This is a genomic window from Methylobacterium fujisawaense, assembly GCF_014138435.1.
Classification (GTDB): domain Bacteria; phylum Pseudomonadota; class Alphaproteobacteria; order Rhizobiales; family Beijerinckiaceae; genus Methylobacterium; species Methylobacterium fujisawaense.
Window position 1 is genome coordinate 543,534 of sequence record NZ_JACJIM010000005.1, and the last position, 18,491, is coordinate 562,024.

Consider the following 18,491-nt stretch of genomic DNA (forward strand, 5'->3'; position numbering starts at 1 on the left):
AGGGAGCTCCGGGTGATGGGCCGGCCGGATGAAGGCTGCGCGTGCCCCGACGTATGCCGCCAGTGGAACGCGGCCGCGCGGATCGGTTCGCACCGTCGCTCTCAACCAGCGGCGGCGAGCGCGTCGAGCAGAAGCGTCGCGGCGAGGAGATCCGCGCAGCCACCCGGGCTGAGGCGCGTCGCCACGAAGGCGCGGTGGATCGCGGCCGCCCGGTCCCGCCAGCCCGGCGCCGCGATTCCGCCGTCCGCGAGAAAGTCCGCCGCCGCCGCCTGCGCCCATCCGAGGCCGTCGGGTCCCCCGCGATGGAGAAGATTGGTATCGTCGACCACCGCCAGCAGCGCGAAGAAGCAGTGCACGCGCGCCGCCTCTGGCTCGCCCGGCCGGCAGGCGCGCCCTGCGCGCAGCGCCGGCAGGCCGACCGTTCGGATCGTCGGGAAGCCGGCCGCCGCCTCGGCGCTGGCACCGCCAACTCCGAAGCGGCGCACCGCCCGTCCGCCATGGCTCACCGGTGAGACAGGGGCCCCGGCGATCGCCGCTCCCCACAGATGCCCGACGCGTTCGGCCCGCGCTTCGGCGGAGCCGCGCCCCGTGTCCGGCGTGCCAGCCGCCGCGCAGATCAGACCGAGGGAGAAGATGGCGCCGCGATGCGCGTTGACGCCGCCGGTGGCCCGCATCATCGCGGCCTCGGCCCGCAGCCCGATCCCGCGGAGTTCCGCCATCTCCGCCCCTCGGCTGCCCGCCGAGACCAGATCGGCGAAGAACGGCCGGATCGCCACGGCGCTCCGGTGGAGGGTGTCGGCATCCATGTCGTCGTGGCTGCCGGAATCCACCGGGCTGACGAGGCCGGGCTTCGGCCAGGTCTCCAGTTCCTCGATCAGAGCCGCATGGGCGAGGTCGGCGACGCGCTCGGCCCAGGGGGGCTGGGCGCGTTTGGCATCGGACGTCGCGGCAGCGAGGTTCTGATGAGCGTGCAGGAGCGGACCTCCCCGAGGCGTGCGCCGACATGGCCGGACGGAACTGGGCCGGCCCAACCTATACGGGAAGAAACGGCGCGTGCATGCGTCGGTAACAGACCCAGTCTGCTTGGGCGTCTCCGGCCTGGAGATCCTTCGGAAACACTATCGCCGCGGATGGCGGGTGGGGCTCGGCGGAGGCGTGATCTGTCGATAACCGCGGGGAGCCGGGGCTTGGCCCTCCCACGAGAGCCACCGACGACGCGCCGAATGCCGGCCCCGGACGGTCCGCCACGCCGACCCGTCCGGGACGGCGCGGCAAATGCCCCGAACTGCCGGCCGCCTGCGGCCGGCACTCTCCTCAGGCCGCCGAGGCGACCGCCGGAGAGATCCGCTTCCGGGCCTTCTTGTCCTCGGTGCTGCTGACGAAGGCCTGCGCCTCCTCCTTGCGCTCGAAGACGTGTGGTGCGACCCCGCGGTTGTTCAGGGCCTCCTCCATCTTCAGGCGCAGGAACGCACTCGTCGCGTACCGGGTCGTGGTGGCGTAGTAGTTCGCCTGCAGATACTGGACCATGCCGGCGTAATCATCGACAAGGTTCTCGTTGAGCCGGAAGCCGTCGTGGTTGATTACGGCGTTGACCCGCTGGCCGGCCTTGCGGCAGGCCTCGACGATGGTCATGCGCAGCTCGTCCATGTCGCCCTTCACCCGGCAGTACCAGCCTTCCAAGTTGATGAAGAGAATGTTGCGCTCGCCATCGTAGCTGACACGCGACTTGAGATCGAGGTTGAGCAGATCCGAGATCAGCTCCATCGGCTCGTCGCGGAAGATGCGCGGATCCATCGGCACGGGATTGCGCACCACGGGGGCGAAATCCATGTGGGCGATGATATCCCGCTCGATATCGATGCCGGGTGCGACTTCGATCAGTTCAAGACCGTCCGATGTCAACTGGAACACGCAGCGCTCGGTCACGTAGAGGACCGGTTGCGACCGCTCCACCGCGTAGGGACCCGAGAAGGTGTTCTGCTGCACCTGCGTGACGAATTTGCGCGCCTTGCCCTCGCTGACGATGCGCACCTGACCGTCGTTCACCGCGATCTCGAGGCCGCCGGCCGTGAACGTGCCGGCAAAGACCACGGTGCGGGCGTTCTGCGAGATGTTGATGAAGCCGCCGCAGCCATTCAGCTTGCCGCCGAACTTGGACGTGTTGACGTTGCCGGCGGCATCGCACTCGGCCATGCCCAGGCAGGTCATGTCTAGCCCGCCGCCGTCGTAGAAGTCGAACATCTGATTCTGGTCGATGATGCAGTCGGCATTGGTCGCCGCACCGAAGCTCGAACCGGAGGCCAGCACCCCGCCGACCGCGCCCGCCTCGGTGGTAAGAGTGATGTAGGGCGTGATCTTCTCCTCGTTGGCGACCGACGAGATGCCCTCCGGCGCACCGACGCCGAGATTGACGACGCCGTTCGGCGGCAGCTCGAAGGCGGCGCGCCGGGCGATGATCTTGCGCTCGTTGAGCGGCATCCGCTTGATGCCCGCCACCGGAACGCGGATCTCGCCCGCGAGCGCGGCGTCGTGCATGACGCCGTAATTCATGCGGTGCATCTCGGGCTCGGCGACCACCACGCAGTCGACGAGGATACCGGGGACGCGCACATCCTTCGGCAGAAGATATCCGTCGTCGACGATGCGCTCGACCTGGGCGATGACGATGCCGCCGTTGTTGCGGGCCGCCATGGCCTGCGCGAGGCAGTCCAGGGTCAGCGCCTCCTTCTCGTAGGAGAGGTTGCCGGACGGGTCGGCCGATGTCGCGCGGATGAACGCCACGTCGATCTTGGTCGCCGTGTAGAACAGCCACTCCTCACCATCGACCTCGACGAGCTTGACGATATCCTCGGTGGTCAGCTCGTTGACCTTGGCGCCGCCATGACGCGGATCGACGTAGGTCTTCAGGCCGACCTTCGAGAACAGGCCCGGCTGGCCTGCGGCGCAGGCCCGGTACAGCTGTGAGATGACGCCCTGAGGCAGGTTGTAGCCGCGGATCAGGTTGTCCTGCGCGGCCTTCGCGACCTTCGGCATGCGGCCGAAATTGGCGGCGATGACCCGCGAGAGGAGGCCGTCATGGTGCAGGCGGCCCGTGCCGAGCCCTTTGCTGTCACCGGCGCCCGCCGTCATGATCAGGGTGAGCCCACGGGGCGATCCGGTGTCGACGAACCGCTTCTCGAGGGCGGCGTGCAGGGCCTCCGGGATGCAGCTCTGGACGAACCCCGTTGTCGTCACGACGTCGTTCTCGCGGATCAGCGCGATCGCCTCTTCCGCCGAGATGACCTTGTTCTTCCTCATGGAGCCCGTGATCCTCCCCGGCCTTCGGAGGTGCGGCCGGCCGTGATGCCCGTCCCCTCCGATTCTGCCATACGCCGCCCCCGTGGTTCCGGGACATATCGGCCCCGGGAGTCAGCTGAGTTTTGAATACGATCGTTATTGCACCGCATCAATATTTGCGGCATTGCACGAGGGCCCATGCCGGCCGCGTGACAGTACTCCTAAAATGCAGACCGGCGCTGCTGAAAAACTCTTCGGTCCACGATCAGAAAAATTGCGCGGTGTCAGCGCCGCAGACGAGGATCGGCTCGAGCGTGACCGCATGTGCTCCCCCGCACGCGGTTTCCGCGGTTCGCGTGCGCGGCCTCACCGCGGAGTCCCTGGATTCGGCGTCTCTCTCTGTCACGCAGGGAGGCGATCATGAATCGAGATCCGAGAGACCGAAACAGCCAGCGCGAGGGCAGGGGCCGGCCGGCCGATCCGACCAGGGGCGCCGAGGCCGGCGCACGCGAGGCCGTCGTGGCCGCCTGGCGGCGGGCGCTCTGCAGGATGCGCGAACGGCGGGCCGCGCAGGATCGGACCGATCCCAGCGGCTGAGCCACGGGCACAAGCGCGCAAGCCACACCCACCGCCGACGTTGCCCGAATGGTGACGGGACCGACCCCTTTTTCCCTACTTTGCGCGGCGCCGCGCAGGCGGCACAGCGGGCCTGACGGATGAGGAGTGCATAGGCCGATGGACGACGACGTCGCAGACGGTACGGACGGCGGCGACGCGAGTTCAGACGCGGCCCGGGAGGCGAACGGGATCGCCTTCCTGCTGGCGAGCGCGGCCTATCTGACCCTCGCGGACGCACATCTCCGGAGGGAAGGTCCAGAAGGCCTCGCCCTGATGGACGAGATCGAGGATCGGATCACGGAGGCGCTGCAGAGTTTCGTCGACGAGACGTCCTACGAGGATGCCCGACCGGATATCCTGCTGCATGCAACCCGCAAGGTTCGGGCCCTGCTCGAGGCCGGACGCTCCCTTTCACCGGAGATGCGGCGGTTTCAGTAAGCCGCTCCACCGGCGCGGCAGGCCTGTTCCGATGCGGCTCGATGGCAGGGTCGCGATTGCCCCGAGAAGCCGATAGCGTCCGCTTCCCGACCTGTCGGTCAGGATCCTGGCACCTCCGCCCGCGGGGGTCTCGCTGGATCGTCGAGACGCCGAGCCTTGCCGCCTCAGCGGATGCCGCCATCGCTCAGGCGATACCAGGCGATGATCGCCGACACGTACAGTCTGTGGAGGGCGTGAAGCGGCAGCGGCGCGATCGGAGTGAGCGGGAGCGGCAGGTTGTCGGCATCGCCGGTGGCGATGTAGGCGGCCATCGCACGCCCCATCGCCGACTGGAGGCCGACGCCCCGGCCCTGGCAGCCGATATCGATGAGGAGGCCGGGTGCCGGCTCGTGGAGATGGGGCAGGTAGTCCCGGGTGATCGCGACGCGGCCGCACCAGCGGTGGTCGAAGGCGGTCCCGTCGAGCTGCGGGAACAGCTTGCCGACGATCCGTTCGAGATGGGCCCAGTCGGCAGGACTCCGCGGCTCCCGGAACGGACCGCGGCCGCCCATCAGCAGGCGACCGGTATGGTCCAGCCGGAAGTAGAGCAGGAGCTTGCGCGTGTCCGACGAGACATGGCCTTCGGGCAAGATCGAGCGCCGCAGGTTGTCGGAGAGCGGCACCGTGGCGACCTGGAAGGAGTTCGCCGCGATCACGGTCCGCGCGAGGTCCGGCCAGAGGCCGCCCGTGTAGCCGTTGGTGCACAGAACGACCCGTTCGGCATTCAGCCGGGCCCCCTGGGCCGTCGTGACCGTCCAGCCCGACCCCGTCCGTTCGAGAGAGGTCACCGGCGATGCGCCGTGGATCGACGCTCCGGCCTTCAGGGCCGCCCGGGCGAGGCCGCGGGCATAACTCAAGGGCTGGATCGCGCCACCGCGTCCGTCGAGCCAGCCGCCGCGATAGCGACCGGTCCCGAGGAGCTGTTCGGCCTCGGCCTTGTCGAGGACGCGGGTCGGCGCGCCGAGATCGGCCCATTGCGCCGCCCGTCGCTCGACTTCGGCGAGCCCCGTCTCGGTATGGGCACCCTGAATCCAGCCGGCACGCCGGTGCGGCACGTCCATCCCGTGCCGGGCAATCAGGTCGAACACCACGTCGGCGGTTCCGCCGGCGAAGCGTGCGAGCCGCTCGCCGCGCTCTCGGCCGAACCGGGCGACGAGATCCGCGGGATCGTATTTCAGGCCCGGGATCACTTGGCCGCCGTTGCGACCGGACCCGCCATAGCCGACCTCCCGCGCCTCCAGAACCACCGGGCGGATGCCGCGCTCGGCCAAGTGCAGGGCGGTGGACAGGCCGCAGAATCCGCCGCCGACGATCACCACGTCGGCCGTGCCGGATTCGGCGAGCGGCGGTGTGTCCGGCGCGGGCGCCGCCGTAGTGGCCCAGAGCGAGGGGGCGAGGGGGAACGGTTCGGCCACGGCCTTGTCCTAAAGCGGGTGCAGCACACGCTGCAGGAAATCCTGCGTGCGCGGGTTCTGCGGACGGTTCAGGATCTCGGCGGCGGGTCCCTGCTCGACGAGCCGGCCGCCATCGAGGAACAGCACCCGGTCGGCGACCTCCCGGGCGAAGCCGATCTCGTGGGTCACGACGATCATCGTCATGCCCTCGTCGGCGAGCCCGCGCATCACCCGCAGCACGTCGCCGACGAGTTCGGGATCGAGGGCCGAAGTCGGCTCGTCGAACAGGATCGCCTCCGGGCGCATGGCGAGCGCCCGGGCGATGGCGACGCGCTGCTGCTGGCCGCCGGAGAGTTCGTCCGGCCGGGCGTGCTCCTTGCCGGAGAGACCGACCCGCGCGAGGAGCGCCCGGGCGCGCTCCTCGGCCTCCGCACGGGGTTCGCCCTTGACGTGGATCGGCCCCTCGACGACGTTCTCGAGGGCGGTCCGGTTGGCGAACAGGTTGAATCTCTGGAAGACCATGGAGACCCGGGTCCGGATCGCCTTGATGCTGCGCTTGTCCCGGTCGACCCGCTGACCGTCGACGCGGATCTCGCCGCCGTCATAGGCTTCCAGGCCGTTGATGCAGCGCAACAGGGTCGACTTGCCGGACCCCGAGGGTCCGATGATGCACACCACCTCGCCCGTGGTGACTTCGGCCGAGACGCCCTTGATCACCTCCAGGGTGCCGTAGTGCTTCCGCACGTCCTTCAGCACGATCATCGATGCCGCCCCTTGGCCTCGAGATGCCGGACCAGAAGGATGAGCGGCAGGCTGAGCGCGAGGTACATCAGCGCCACCATCGTGTAGACGCTGGTATTCTTGAAGGTCGACGACGCGATCAGCTTCCCCTGGAGTGCCAATTCCGCCACCGTGATGGTGGAGGCCTGGGACGAATCCTTGAGCATCATGATCATGATGTTGCCGTAGGGCGGCAGTGCGATCCGGATCGCTTGCGGCAGGATCACCCGCCGCATCGTCATGCCCCAGCCCATGCCGATCGACAGCGCCGCCTCGACCTGGCCGCGATCCACCGCCTCGATGCCGGCGCGGAAATTCTCCGCCTGGTAGGCCGAATAGGCGATGCCGAGCCCGATGATCGCCGCCTGCACCGCGGTCAGCGACAGGCCGAAATCGGGCATGACGAAGTAGATGTAGAACAGCTGCACGATGATCGGGATGCCGCGCAGGATGTTGATCATCACCGCGCTGAAGCCCGCCAGCACGGCGATGCCGGAGACGCGCATCACCGCCCAGACCAAGCCGAGGAGCGTCGAGACCACCAGGGAGGCGAGGGTGATCAGGACGGTCAGTTGCACGCCCTGCAGCAGGATCGGCAGGTATTCCTGAGCATCGGCGAGGAACTCGCGCATGGAGCTCAGGACCGGTCGGCCGATGGCGGCAGGCCCCATTTGGTGAGAATCGCCTGGAGCGTCCCGTCGGCCTTCAGCTTGGCGAGCGCCTTGTCGATCTTGGCCAGCAAGTCCGCGTCGGTCTTGCGCACGCTGAGGCCCACCGAGGCCACCACGGTCGGCTTGAAGGTCTCGACCAGGCGGACGCCGGGGAACGCTCCCTGCTTCACGTAGTAGGCCAGGATCGGCGCATCGGCGAAGCCGGCCTTCAGCCGTCCGGAGTTCACGTCCCGAATGATGTCGGGGATTGTATCGTAGATCTTCACCTCGCCGAACAGGCCGGATTTTTTCAGCGGCTCGACGAAGGCGGTGCCGACCTGGGCGCCCACGGTCTCGCCCTTCAGGTCAGCGAAGGACATGTAATCCTTCGTGTCGGCCTTCGGGACGATCAGCCCCTCACCGTAGCTGTAGACCGGCGCCGAGAACGCCACGACTTCCTTGCGCTGCGGCGTGATGAACATCGCCGCTGAGATGATGTCGATCTTCGAGGCGGTGAGCGCCGGGATCAGCGTCGAAAATTGCAGCGGCTCGACCGCCACGGTGAAGCCCGCCTCTTTGCCGACCGCGTTGACGAGGTCGACCATCACGCCCTGGATGGTGTTCGTCTTGGTATCCAGGAAGGTGAACGGCAGGCCTGTCGGCGTCGCACCGACCTTCAGGGATTGGGCGCCGACCGCGCTCCCCAGGATTCCCAGGAGCAGCGTCGACGACAGACACAGCCCGGCCAATCGTCTTCTCATCCTGCCGCTCCCATCATGACCGGATTGCGCGACGAGAGCCGCCGCCCGATTTCATTCTCGTGAAGAATACCGCACGTTTCAAATATCGACGCAAGGGACTTTCACGTGCATGAAGAGACACGCGAGAGGCAGGTTGGTGCGACGGTGAGCATTCCCCAAGGCGACGCAACGGGTCCGGAACCGGTCGACCGGGCTGTGGGTCAGCGCCTGCGCGGCCTCCGGCGCGCCAGGGGGCTTTCCCTCGAGGCGATCGCATCCAGCACCGGTCTCTCGATCGGGTTCATCAGTCAGGTCGAACGGGGTCTGTCGTCGCCCTCGCTCCGGGTCCTGGCGCTCCTCGCGGACACGCTGCAGATCGGTATCGGCGGCCTCTTCGAGCCCAGCCCGCACGAGCCCGATCCGGACCCGATCGTGGTGTTCCGGAAGGACCGGCCGGAACTTCAGCTCTGGCGGGCCGGCATCACCAAGCAGTTGCTGACCCCGCCCGGCGGCACGCACGGGATGAGCCTCTTCCACATGGTGCTGAGGCCGGGGGCGAGCACCGGCGACGAGCCGTTCAGCCACGAGGGCGAGGAGGCCGGCCTCGTTCTGGAGGGGCGCCTGACCCTGGTCGTCGAGGCGCGGACCCTTCGACTCGCGGAAGGCGACAGCTTCCGCTTCGAGAGCCGGCGACCACACCGGTTCAGCAATCCCGACCCGCATGGCCAAACCATCGTGCTGTGGGTCAATGTCCTCGGACCGACGCCGGCCGGATCGCCTTAGCGGAACGCAGGGCCACCGACAGGCAGGGCCATGCCGGCCCCCGGAGTGACCGGAACCCGTTCAGTTGCTGATCCGGACGGATGCCACCGCGGTGGAGAACAGCTTGAGCATGGCGGCGGTGATGTCGCCCCCGGACGCAACGGGGAAGTACAGCCCGTCCGACGCGCAGGACCGCAGCGCCGGCCCGATCTGGCCCTCATAGGGTCTAACGTACCGATTGTAGAAGTCGTTGTCGTAGATCGGCAGGTATTGCGTATAGATGATGCCGATCCGCACGTTTTTGCTCTTCAGCGCATTGCATGTCGATGGGCTGAAAGGGCCGATGAAGCGGTCGCTCTGGATTTGAAAGCCGGCGCTCTGGTTCGTGACGCTGCCACCGGTATCCTCGACCCCGTCGGTGACCAGGAACAGAAAGCGGATCGGAGAGGACGCCGTGATGCCGGTCCCGCTTGCCGGGATCGTGGTGTTCATGACCGCGATGGCGCGCTCGAAATCCGTCTGGTTGTCCGACTGGTTGTAATACGCGTACGCGATGTCGATGTTCGGCGCCGCAGCCTTGATCTGGCTCAGGGTCGGCGTCATCGCCTGGAGCCGGGTCTGCGTCGTGGAATCGTTGAACGTCCACATTTCCATTTGATACTGCTGCGACAGCGACATGCTTGCGTTCGCCTGATCGACCAGTGCCGACACGGCGTCACGCAGGACCTGAATGCGTAGCTTGATGTTGTTCTTCAGCGCCACGTGATAAAAGTCGGTCTGGCTATCCCCTGTGATGCGACCTTTATTGTCGTAGGTGTGCTGATGACACGCGAAGGCACAGCCGCCAGTTGCGATCTTCATGTTGGCGACATCGGTGTCGGTCGCCGCCAGCCCCATCGACGGCGAATTGTCGAGCAACAGGTAGAAATTGATATATTGGAACATGTTGCGGGTGCTGGACGAGCTCCCGTTGATGTTCATGACCGGCACCTGCATCAACGATGAGATCGTCGTCTTCACCGTGGCCGTATAGCTCGCTGCCAAGCTGAGTGTGGCCGAGTTGCTGACGGGTGTTCCCGGGTTGAAGGAGGTCACGGTGACGCCCGGAACCTTTGCGGCCTCCGCTCGGAACTGCGTCTCCATGTTCAGCAGGCTGGTCGATGAGATCGAATTCGTCTTCTGCGAGATCACCGCCAGGACGGCGCCGTCGAGGGCCGCGTCGAGCTGTGCCTTGGCGGCGTTGCGTCGACCGTAATCCACCGCCGCCCCCGTGGCGAACAGCACCGGCAGCATCACGAGGGCGAAGGTGATCGCGACCTGGCCGGATCGCGAGCGCGCACACGTGCGGACGCAGCGCGTGAGGAGGCGGCTCATTCCGGCTGGAACAGCGGACACGTTGGGCCCCCGTCGCGCTAGTTGAAGATCGGGCAAGCCACGCCGCCCGGCATGATGATCTCGCTCGCGGTGCGCTCCGACCACGGGATCTGCCGCGTGAAGGTCAGGCCGCGGTTGCCGAAGATCCAGCGGTAGAGGGCGCTGCCGATGATCGGCGTATAGGTCATCGTCACTTCACCGAGGATGTAGCGGGCGCCGTCGAACTGATAGACGGCCGGCGTCTGGGGCAACCCGTTGGTCCCGTTGCGCTGCTGCGCCGGCCGCTTGGTCGCGTTCTGGGCCCAGCTGGAGCAGACCCCGCCATAGAGCGTGCCTGAGACCGACTCCACACCCATGGCGTTGACGACGATCTGCAGATTCGAGGCATCGAGGGGACGCAGGATCGCGGTCGCGGCGCCCGCGATCGTCGCCATGGCTTCGACCGTCGGACTCGGATTGTCCGCGCGTCCCGACAGATCACTCAGCGTGCGCGCGAACAGCGTCAGCTTGCGGTTCGCGTCGACCAGGCGCGTGAGTTCCGCGGTGGCAAAATACAGGATGATGAGGAGGGGCAACACGAACGCGAACTCGACCGCGGCGATCCCGCGCTCGTCGCATCGGTAGCGCGCGAGACGTTCCAGAATCCGGCGCATCAGGAGCACACGGACTGGGTTGTGTACGGTTCGACCTTGAAGACCGTCGCCGCCTGAATCACCCGACGCCTGTTGGGCAGGCTCGGCGTCGCCGCACCGAGCAGCGGGAAGAAGATCGGGACGTCCACGGCCGCCTGCACGATCACGATCGCGGAGGCGCCCGCGCAGGAATAGCTGGGGAAGCTCGCGTTCCAGTCGCTGGCGCCGCTGGCATTGGTCGCCACGGGCGAGACCGGGTTGGCGGCCGCGTAGCTGCTGGCCTGCGTGACGCTGACCCGGACATTGGCGCAGTTGAAGATCGTCACCCGCGGGGTGCCGTTCGACTGCGTGCAGATCGCCGTCCGGAACCGGCTCATCAGGGTCGCAGGATCGGTGGTGCCGGTGTTCGCGGTCTGAAAGGAGCCCGTATAGATCTGCCGGCCGGCATCGGACACTGCCTGCTGAAGGATCTCCTGCTCCCAGAAGACGATCCCGTTCTCCAGGCAGGCCCCGATCAGCGCGAAGAACGGAAGGGCCACGAGGGCGAACTCCACGGCAGTCGCACCCCCGCGCGCCCGCACGAAGCGCGCCGCCTGCGCTCGTCCATCAAGCCAGCGAACCACCGTTCGGATTTCCGTGCTCAATACCCAGCCTTCGACCGGACCACGCCGCTAAAAGAGCATCAAAAGCTTACTTTTTTTTCGCGCAGCATTGTTCAAAATCGATCCATTCGGAATGCTGTCACTTAACATGAAATTGCAAATTTAACCATCATATCCACCTCAAGTTGAAAGAACTGGCAGAGATTCCTTGAGTCTTGCGACGGCGCCCTGGATGGCCGCCGCTTGTCAGACCAGCAGACCACCGTTGCACGCCTCCGAACATCAGGCTGGAGGGGGCTATGGGCATCGAATTGACCGATCGACCGGCTCGAAGTACGAAATCATGAAATCTTGAAGTCATCAATCGTACGATACGCTGACGAGACACGGAAACAATCGGCATTAAGCCCAGCTTAAGACATGGCCGATAGTTTCGACGCCTAAATTAAAGCGCATAGTGATCGTCGATCATGGCCCGTGCTGTACCGGACGTCGTTTCCATAGAAGAGGGTGTCGGGCTCCTGCGGAGCCAGCTCGTGTCGATCTCGGACGCGATCGCGCGGACGCGCCAGGAAATCGCAGACCTTCGACAGGAGCAGGAGACCAGTCGCGCCTGCGACGAGCTCCACGCCGTCGTACAAGGCACGGAAGACGCCACGAACGCGATTCTGACGGCGTCGGAGACCGTCGATGGGCTGGCCCGCGGGATCGTGAGGCGTTCGGAACACCCTGCGACCCGGGCCGACGCGGAGGCCATTCAGGCCGAGATGCAAACCATCTTCGAGGCGTGCAACTTCCAGGATCTGACCGGGCAGCGGATCTCGAAGGTCGTGCGCACGATCGTTCTCGTGGAGGAGCGGATCGGCGAGATGCTGCGCGTCTGGTCGGCGTCCGGCGATGGCCCGGCACGGCCCAACCTGCCGCACGACAGACGCAGCGGCGAAGCGGCCCTGCTGAATGGCCCCGTGCTACCCGGCGATGCCTCGGTCTCGCAGGACACGGTTGACGCAATGTTCCCGTAGGCCGCGATCAGAGAGCGTGCCGATGGGCCGTATCCTTCTGATCACGGACGATCCCGTACGCAGCCTGGGCTTGCAGGGGGACCTGTCCGATGGTCTGTCTTGCGAGATCCACGACCTCCGCGCCGCGGCGGCGCCGACCGGCACACCGACCGCGATCGTCACCGACGTCCTCGATCTCGGTACGGCATCCGTCGAGCGACTGCGGCGCCTCCTGGTGCAGATCCGGCACGGGGTCCCCCTGGTCGTCCTTTTGCCGACCGAGAGCCCGCGCACCCGGCTCGTCGGCGTCGCGCTCGGTGCGACGCACACGCTGTGCGCCCCCATCGACATCGATCACCTGCGGGATCGGCTCGGCGCGCAGCGGCCGCCGTCACCCGTCGCGGCGCATGTCGAGGAGCCGGTGCCCGCCTGCGCGGTCCGGATGGCGGCAGAGGTGCGCGGGTTCTACGCATCGGTCTTCGTGGCGGATCAGCCGATCACACCCGCTGTCATCGACAACGGCACCCAGGCCATCGACGTCGCGATCCGGGATACGGGGATCCGCGACTGGATCCGGGCGGTGCGCCAATTCGACGATGCCACGCACCAGCACTGCCTGCTGGTGGCCGGGCTGGCGGCCGCCTTCGCGACAAGTCTCGGCCTCGGCGTGCAGGAGCGTCACCGGGTCACCAAAGCGGCCCTGCTGCACGATGTCGGCAAGATCCACATCCCGGCCGCGATCCTCAACAAGCCGGGCCGGCTCGACGATACCGAGATGGCCGTGATGCGGCTGCATCCCGAAAAGGGATACAGCATGCTCGCCGAGCAGGGCTTCGAGCAGCAGATGCTTCTGGTGGTCCGGTCGCATCACGAAATGCTCGACGGTTCGGGCTATCCGGACCGGCTCAAGGGGCGCGACATTCCCGACCTCGTCCGGCTCGTCACCGTCTGCGACATCCACGCGGCCCTGATCGAGCAGAGGCCCTATAGGGCGCCCATGGCGAGCGAGGCGGCATACGCGATTCTGGAGGGCATGGCCGGCCGGCTCGATCCTGCGATCGTCGGCGCGTTCCGGCCGGTCGTCGCCGCCTTCGCACCCCAGGCCCTCGCGCAGGGCTGACGGCCGTGGATCGGCCCTTGGAGTCCCGGGACAGCCGCCCGCCGGTCTGCGCGGGCTGATCGCATATCGCTTGTCTAGGATGTGGCCGTCGCGAGCCGCACCCGCGGCCCGCGACGGCCGCGGCTCACTCGGCGGCCTGCAGGGCCGGCGTGTGGCCGGCCGGTCGGGTGGTTTGGCCGGCAAGGGCCGCCGCGAGCTTGTCCTCGTCGACCTCGTTCTCCCAGCGCGCCACCACGATGCAGGCCACGGCGTTGCCGATGAAGTTCGTGAGCGCCCGGCACTCGGACATGAAGCGGTCCACGCCCAGGATCAGCGCCATCCCGACCACCGGCACGGAGGGCACCACCGCCAGCGTCGCCGCCAGCGTGATGAAGCCCGAGCCGGTCACGCCCGCCGCGCCCTTGGAGGACAGCATGGCCACAAGGAGCAGAAGGGCCTGTTCGCCGAAGCTCAGGGGCGTATCGGTCGCCTGGGCGATGAACAGGGCCGCCATCGTCATGTAGATGTTGGTGCCGTCGAGGTTGAACGAGTAGCCCGTGGGCACGACGAGGCCGACGACCGGCTTGGAGCAGCCGGCCCGCTCCATCTTCTCCAGCAGCGAGGGAAGCGCCGACTCGGACGAGGACGTGCCGAGCACGAGGAGCAGCTCCTCCTTGATGTAGCGGATGAGCCGGATGATCGAGAAGCCGTTGTAGCGGGCCACCGCCCCGAGCACGACCAGCACGAAGATCGTCGAGGTCAGGTAGAACGCGCCGACGAGATAGGCGAGGTTGGCGAGCGAGCTGATGCCGTACTTGCCGATCGTGAAGGCCATCGCGCCGAAGGCGCCCACGGGGGCGACCTTCATGATGATGTTGACGACGCCGAAGATGGCCTCGGACAGCACCTTGATGATGTCCAGGACCGGCTTGCCGCGGTCGCCCAGGAAGGCGAGGCCGAAGCCGAACAGCACCGAGAAGAACAGCACCTGCAAGATCTCGCCGCCCGCGAAGGCGCCGACCGCCGTCGTGGGGATGATGTTCATCAGGAAGTCGACGATGCTCTGCTCCTTCGCCTTGCCGGCGTAGGTGGCGATCGCCTTCGGATCGAGCGACTTCGGGTCGATGTGCAGGCCGTTGCCCGGCTGGAGCACGTTGGCGACGATGAGGCCGACGATCAACGCCAGCGTCGAGAACGTCAGGAAGTAGATCAGCGCCTTGCCGCCGACGCGTCCGACCTTCTCCAGGTTGGTCATGCCGGCGATGCCGGAGACGACGGTGAGAAAGATGACCGGGGCGATGATCATCTTGACGAGCTTGATGAAGGCGTCGCCGAGCGGCTTCATCTCGGCACCGAGCTGCGGATAGAAGTGGCCGAGCAGGATGCCGATCGCGACGGCGACCAGGACCTGGAAGTACAGCGTCCGGTACAGCGGCTTCGGTTTGGCGGGCGGATGCGGGGCGGTGAGTGGTGACGGCACGGCAGCCATGGGGCGTTCTCCCTGTCGATAGCTTCGGTTTGGGCGGCTGGCGTCGAAATGGTCCGACGCTGTCCGCGCTTGCTCTTGGCCGTTTGGCTGGCAGCCGTTCACTGACGACATGGCTGCGTTACGTGGCGGGAATGGCAACCGGCATGCCACCGAAAGGCGGCGAGTTGCATTTCTTCATTTTATTGAAACGAAACGGTTTTTTACGGCCGTGGCGCGACCGCCTGATCGGTTCCCGTGCGGATTTCCGCACGCCTCGGGCCGAAGCGTTCCGGCTTTCCGCACGGGTTGGAGCCCGTTGATCCGCTCGGCGGCACCCGAAAGCGGAGCCCGGACGCCGGACGGAACGCCGTCGCGGCGGGGTCTCGCGATTCTTCTCGGGCTCTGCGCAGTCCTGGCGGCGACGTGGCTCGCAGGCCGCACCGCAGAACGCTGGGCCCTGTCGGATCTGCGGCGGGCCGCCCGCTCGGCCATCGGGCTTCAGGTCGGCGTGCTGCTGGCCGAGATGCAGAAGCAGGCCTCGCTGCCGCTTGCACTCGCCACCGACCCCGAAGTCGTCGCCGCACTCGGGCCGGATCCGGGCCGCGGCCTTCTGGATCGCGTCGACAAACGGCTCGCACAAATCGCAGCCGCCACCGGCTCGGCGGTCATCTACGTGATCGGCGCCGATGGGCTCACGGTCGCAGCCAGCAATGCCGGGAGCGACCGCAGCTTCGTTGGACAGGATTACGGTTTCCGTCCCTATTTCAAGCAGGCCCTGGCCGGCGGCGCCGGATCGCAATTCGCCCTCGGCACGGTCAGCAGCCGGCCCGGCCTGTACCTCGCGCGGCGCGTCGGCACTGGCGCCGGGGTCGTCGTGGTGAAGGTGGAGTTCGACGCGGTCGAGGCGGCGTGGCGCGCGGCCCACGAGGTGACCTTCGTCACCGATGCCCGGGGCATCGTCCTCGTCACCAGCGAGCCCGGGTGGCGCTTCGATACCCTCGACGCCATCGATGCCGCCGAGCGTGCCCGGATCGAGGCGGGGCAGGAATTCGGGGCGGCGTCCCTCAAGCGGCTGCCGCTGCATCCGATCGCCGGCAAGCCGGACGCCGTCCGCGTTGCCCGGGGTGCGCTGCCGGCCTGGACCGCGATCCTGTCGCAGGCCCCCGTGCCCGGCACGGACTGGCGGTTGCATACGCTGACACCGGTCGGCACCGCCGTCGAGCGCGAGCGGCTTCAGGCCTGGATCATCGCGGCGCTGGCCACGGCGCTCGTCGGGTATGGGCTCTTCGCCGTGGCCGACCGCGGCCGCCGGACGCGGACCCGGCTGGCGGAGGCCGCTGCGCGCCGGGCGGAGCTTGAAACCCGGGTCGAGGCGCGGACACGCGCGCTGCGCGAGACCAACGCGCAGTTGCGCGCCGAGATCGCGGAGCGACAGCGCGGCGAGGCCGAACGCGAGCGCCTCGGCCGCGAATTGGCGCAGGCCGGCCGGCTGGCGGCCCTGGGCCAGTTCGCGGCCAGCATGGCGCACGAGATCAACCAGCCGTTGGCGGCGATCCGCTCCTACGCCGACAACACCGCGATTCTCATCCGCCGTGGGCGATCCGACGACGCGGCCGAGAATGCGGCCGCCATCGGCCGGCTCACCGACCGCATCGCGGGCCTCACCCGGCAGCTCAAGGGTTTCGCCCGCCGCGCCTCGCCGCGACGCGAGCCGGTGGCGCTGCGCGACGTGGTGGCAAACGCCTTGGAACTCGTGACTGCGCGCGCGGCGGCCCTCGACGTCCCGCTCGCGGCAGACCGGCCCGACCCGGATCTGCGCGTGCTCGGAGACGGTCCGCGGCTGGAGCAGGTTCTGGTCAATCTGCTCCAGAACGCCCTCGACGCGGTGGCGGGCCGACCGGACGCCCGCGTCGGCCTGCACCTTCGCTCCGACGGTGGCGAGCGCATCGCGGTCGAAGTGGCCGATACCGGGCCCGGCATTCCCGACGCCCTACGCAGCCAGGTCTTCGACGCGTTCTTCACGACCAAGGCGGATGGCCTCGGTCTGGGTCTCGCCATCGCCCGCGGGATCGTGGAGGATTGCGGCGGCAACCTGATCCTGGCGGGCGGCGCGGACGCCGGCACGGTCTTCCGGATGGAGCTGCTCCGGGCGACGGAGAAGAGTCCGGGCGTGGACAAGCCCTTGGGAGCAACACCGTGAGCGGATCGGCGGACGCGGAGGCGGCGACCGAGCGCGTCGTCTTCATCGACGACGAGGCGGAGGTTCGCCGGGCCAATTGCCAAAGCCTGGAACTGGAGGGATTTGCCGTCGAGGCCTTCGCCGCGGCAGAGGCGGCTCTGGCGGCGATCCTGGCCGCGCCTCCCGGCGTGGTGGTCACCGACGTGCGGCTGCCCGGACTCGACGGCGTCGGCCTGCTGGCGCGCCTGCGCCGGGTGGATCCGGACCTGCCTGTCATCCTGATCACCGGCCACGGCGACATCCGCATGGCTGTGGCCGCCATGCAGGGCGGCGCCTACGACTTCCTGGCCAAGCCCTATCCCGCGGAAGCGCTCGTCGCCTCCGTGCGCCGGGCGCTGGAGCGGCGGCGGCTCGTGATGGAGAACCGGGCGCTGCGGGCACGGCTCGACGCGGCGATCGAGGAGGATCCGGCGTTCCTCGGGATCTCTCAGGAGATCGCGAACCTGCGCGCCCTCGTGCGCGAGGTGGCGCAGGCCGATGTCGATGTGCTCGTCTTCGGTGAGACGGGATCCGGCAAGGAGGTGGTGGCGAGCGCCCTGCACCGCTGGAGCCGGCGCTCCGGGCGGAATCTCGTGGCGATGAATTGCGGGGCGCTGCCGGACAGCGTCGTCGAGAGCGAATTGTTCGGCCACGAGGCCGGGGCCTTCACCGGGGCGCTGAAGCGCCGGATCGGTCGGATCGAGCACGCACAGGGCGGAACGCTCTTCCTCGACGAGATCGAGAGCATGCCGCTGCCGCTGCAGGTCAAGCTGCTTCGGGTGCTTCAGGAGCGCACCGTGGAACCGCTGGGCACGAACGAGGTGCGGCCGGTCGACATGCGGGTCGTCGCTGCCACGAAGGTCGATCTCGGGCAGGCGGCCGCTCAGGGCACCTTCCGGGACGACCTCTATCACCGCCTCAACGTCATCACGATCGCGATCCCGCCCCTGCGTGACCGGGGCGAGGACGTGATGCTGCTCTTCCAGCACTTCCTGCGCCGCGCCGCCGAGCGGTTCGGACGGCCGGTGCCGCCGGTCACGCCGTCCATCCGCGATCATCTGCGCCGTCACCCCTGGCCGGGCAATGTCCGCGAACTCGGCCATTTCGCCGAGCGTTGCGCCCTCGGGCTCGGAGCCGTGCCGCAATCCGCCACTGAGGCGGCGGCCGACAGCCTCACCGATCAGGTGGATCGTTTCGAGCGGCAGTTGATCCGCGACGAGTTGATCATGGCCGGCGGCGATGTCCGCGCGGCCGCCGAGGCGCTCGGACTGCCCCGCAAGACGCTTTACGACAAGATGGCGCGTCACGGCCTGACGCCGGGCGACTTTCGCTAGGGGCGCCCGTTCGACCTGTTGCCCGGACCGAAGGGCGCGACCGACGCGTGTGGCGCCGCGGTCCGG

Annotated in this window: 17 protein-coding genes; 7 read left to right on the top strand and 10 right to left on the bottom strand. The window is 67.8% G+C overall.

Going from position 1 to position 18,491, the window contains the following annotated elements; all coding sequences use genetic code 11:
* Positions 1–101 precede the first annotated feature (101 nt).
* Together mdcB and GGQ91_RS18340 are read right to left on the bottom strand one after the other, a co-directional pair.
* Entirely contained in the window at positions 102–974 is an 873-nt protein-coding gene (mdcB, locus tag GGQ91_RS18335) for a triphosphoribosyl-dephospho-CoA synthase MdcB (protein ID WP_182592622.1), read from the bottom strand.
* Positions 975–1,314: 340 nt separating this feature from the next.
* Positions 1,315–3,297, bottom strand: a complete 1,983-nt coding sequence (locus tag GGQ91_RS18340) for an acyl CoA:acetate/3-ketoacid CoA transferase (RefSeq protein ID WP_043346651.1) — start codon at positions 3,295–3,297, stop codon at positions 1,315–1,317.
* A 714-nt stretch (positions 3,298–4,011) separates the two neighbouring features.
* Between GGQ91_RS18340 and GGQ91_RS18345 the strand changes: the two genes are divergently transcribed.
* Positions 4,012–4,332 carry a hypothetical protein gene (locus tag GGQ91_RS18345; protein WP_043386257.1) on the top strand — a complete coding sequence of 107 codons (321 nt, stop codon included), beginning with the start codon at positions 4,012–4,014 and terminating at the stop codon, positions 4,330–4,332.
* 164 nt (positions 4,333–4,496) lie between these two features.
* Here GGQ91_RS18345 and GGQ91_RS18350 read toward each other — a convergent pair whose 3' ends face one another.
* The 4 genes from GGQ91_RS18350 to GGQ91_RS18365 are packed head-to-tail and all read right to left on the bottom strand — an operon-like array spanning position 4,497 to position 7,956.
* The gene (locus GGQ91_RS18350; RefSeq protein ID WP_182592561.1) at positions 4,497–5,786 is read right to left on the bottom strand and encodes an FAD-dependent oxidoreductase; all 1,290 of its coding nucleotides are present in this window, start codon (positions 5,784–5,786) and stop codon (positions 4,497–4,499) included.
* Between the two features lie 9 nt (positions 5,787–5,795).
* A complete protein-coding gene (locus tag GGQ91_RS18355) occupies positions 5,796–6,527 on the bottom strand; it encodes an amino acid ABC transporter ATP-binding protein (RefSeq protein WP_043755273.1) in 732 nt (243 codons plus the stop codon).
* On the bottom strand, positions 6,524–7,177 hold the full coding sequence (locus tag GGQ91_RS18360) for an amino acid ABC transporter permease (protein WP_043346657.1): 654 nt from the start codon (positions 7,175–7,177) through the stop codon (positions 6,524–6,526). Before GGQ91_RS18360 ends, GGQ91_RS18355 begins: the two co-directional genes overlap by 4 nt.
* 5 nt (positions 7,178–7,182) lie before the next feature.
* Positions 7,183–7,956 carry an ABC transporter substrate-binding protein gene (locus GGQ91_RS18365; protein WP_043386249.1) on the bottom strand — a complete coding sequence of 258 codons (774 nt, stop codon included), beginning with the start codon at positions 7,954–7,956 and terminating at the stop codon, positions 7,183–7,185.
* A 144-nt stretch (positions 7,957–8,100) separates the two neighbouring features.
* On the opposite strand from GGQ91_RS18365, the gene GGQ91_RS18370 reads away from it, so the two are divergent.
* On the top strand, positions 8,101–8,718 hold the full coding sequence (locus GGQ91_RS18370; protein ID WP_244447726.1) for a helix-turn-helix domain-containing protein: 618 nt from the start codon (positions 8,101–8,103) through the stop codon (positions 8,716–8,718).
* A gap of 60 nt (positions 8,719–8,778) precedes the next feature.
* Here the strand turns inward: GGQ91_RS18370 and GGQ91_RS18375 are convergent, their stop codons facing one another.
* The 3 genes from GGQ91_RS18375 to GGQ91_RS18385 are packed head-to-tail and all read right to left on the bottom strand — an operon-like array spanning position 8,779 to position 11,326.
* Positions 8,779–10,071 carry a TadE/TadG family type IV pilus assembly protein gene (locus GGQ91_RS18375; RefSeq protein ID WP_051976201.1) on the bottom strand — a complete coding sequence of 431 codons (1,293 nt, stop codon included), beginning with the start codon at positions 10,069–10,071 and terminating at the stop codon, positions 8,779–8,781.
* A gap of 38 nt (positions 10,072–10,109) precedes the next feature.
* A complete protein-coding gene (locus GGQ91_RS18380; protein WP_043386279.1) occupies positions 10,110–10,724 on the bottom strand; it encodes a TadE/TadG family type IV pilus assembly protein in 615 nt (204 codons plus the stop codon).
* On the bottom strand, positions 10,724–11,326 hold the full coding sequence (locus GGQ91_RS18385; protein ID WP_091955289.1) for a TadE/TadG family type IV pilus assembly protein: 603 nt from the start codon (positions 11,324–11,326) through the stop codon (positions 10,724–10,726). The genes GGQ91_RS18380 and GGQ91_RS18385 overlap by 1 nt, the downstream gene beginning before the upstream one ends.
* A 449-nt stretch (positions 11,327–11,775) precedes the next feature.
* Here GGQ91_RS18385 and GGQ91_RS18390 point away from each other — a divergent pair, with 449 nt between their 5' ends.
* Both GGQ91_RS18390 and GGQ91_RS18395 read left to right on the top strand, forming a co-directional pair.
* Positions 11,776–12,327, top strand: a complete 552-nt coding sequence (locus tag GGQ91_RS18390) for a protein phosphatase CheZ (protein WP_043346637.1) — start codon at positions 11,776–11,778, stop codon at positions 12,325–12,327.
* Between the two features lie 22 nt (positions 12,328–12,349).
* A complete protein-coding gene (locus tag GGQ91_RS18395; RefSeq protein ID WP_182592562.1) occupies positions 12,350–13,426 on the top strand; it encodes an HD-GYP domain-containing protein in 1,077 nt (358 codons plus the stop codon).
* A 124-nt stretch (positions 13,427–13,550) separates the two neighbouring features.
* On the opposite strand, the gene GGQ91_RS18400 is transcribed toward GGQ91_RS18395, so the two are convergent.
* Positions 13,551–14,894 carry a dicarboxylate/amino acid:cation symporter gene (locus GGQ91_RS18400; RefSeq protein WP_043346633.1) on the bottom strand — a complete coding sequence of 448 codons (1,344 nt, stop codon included), beginning with the start codon at positions 14,892–14,894 and terminating at the stop codon, positions 13,551–13,553.
* Between the two features lie 29 nt (positions 14,895–14,923).
* Here GGQ91_RS18400 and GGQ91_RS18405 point away from each other — a divergent pair, with 29 nt between their 5' ends.
* The 3 genes from GGQ91_RS18405 to GGQ91_RS18415 are packed head-to-tail and all read left to right on the top strand — an operon-like array spanning position 14,924 to position 18,425.
* Positions 14,924–15,193 carry a hypothetical protein gene (locus tag GGQ91_RS18405; protein WP_182592563.1) on the top strand — a complete coding sequence of 90 codons (270 nt, stop codon included), beginning with the start codon at positions 14,924–14,926 and terminating at the stop codon, positions 15,191–15,193.
* Positions 15,190–17,073 carry an ATP-binding protein gene (locus GGQ91_RS18410; protein WP_210281327.1) on the top strand — a complete coding sequence of 628 codons (1,884 nt, stop codon included), beginning with the start codon at positions 15,190–15,192 and terminating at the stop codon, positions 17,071–17,073. Before GGQ91_RS18405 ends, GGQ91_RS18410 begins: the two co-directional genes overlap by 4 nt.
* Positions 17,070–18,425, top strand: coding sequence for a sigma 54-interacting transcriptional regulator (locus GGQ91_RS18415; protein WP_182592564.1), 1,356 nt, complete (start codon positions 17,070–17,072; stop codon positions 18,423–18,425). Before GGQ91_RS18410 ends, GGQ91_RS18415 begins: the two co-directional genes overlap by 4 nt.
* Positions 18,426–18,491 lie beyond the last annotated feature (66 nt).

Bases quoted from the DNA above. Each gene is read 5' to 3' on its own strand.
- GGQ91_RS18345 (WP_043386257.1), top strand. From the start codon at position 4,012: ATGGACGACGACGTCGCAGACGGTACGGACGGCGGCGACGCGAGTTCA.
- GGQ91_RS18400 (WP_043346633.1), bottom strand. From the start codon at position 14,894: ATGGCTGCCGTGCCGTCACCACTCACCGCCCCGCATCCGCCCGCCAAA.
- GGQ91_RS18380 (WP_043386279.1), bottom strand. From the start codon at position 10,724: ATGCGCCGGATTCTGGAACGTCTCGCGCGCTACCGATGCGACGAGCGC.
- GGQ91_RS18395 (WP_182592562.1), top strand. From the start codon at position 12,350: ATGGGCCGTATCCTTCTGATCACGGACGATCCCGTACGCAGCCTGGGC.
- GGQ91_RS18340 (WP_043346651.1), bottom strand. From the start codon at position 3,297: ATGAGGAAGAACAAGGTCATCTCGGCGGAAGAGGCGATCGCGCTGATC.
- GGQ91_RS18355 (WP_043755273.1), bottom strand. From the start codon at position 6,527: ATGATCGTGCTGAAGGACGTGCGGAAGCACTACGGCACCCTGGAGGTG.
- GGQ91_RS18360 (WP_043346657.1), bottom strand. From the start codon at position 7,177: ATGCGCGAGTTCCTCGCCGATGCTCAGGAATACCTGCCGATCCTGCTG.
- GGQ91_RS18365 (WP_043386249.1), bottom strand. From the start codon at position 7,956: ATGAGAAGACGATTGGCCGGGCTGTGTCTGTCGTCGACGCTGCTCCTG.
- GGQ91_RS18390 (WP_043346637.1), top strand. From the start codon at position 11,776: ATGGCCCGTGCTGTACCGGACGTCGTTTCCATAGAAGAGGGTGTCGGG.
- GGQ91_RS18375 (WP_051976201.1), bottom strand. From the start codon at position 10,071: ATGAGCCGCCTCCTCACGCGCTGCGTCCGCACGTGTGCGCGCTCGCGA.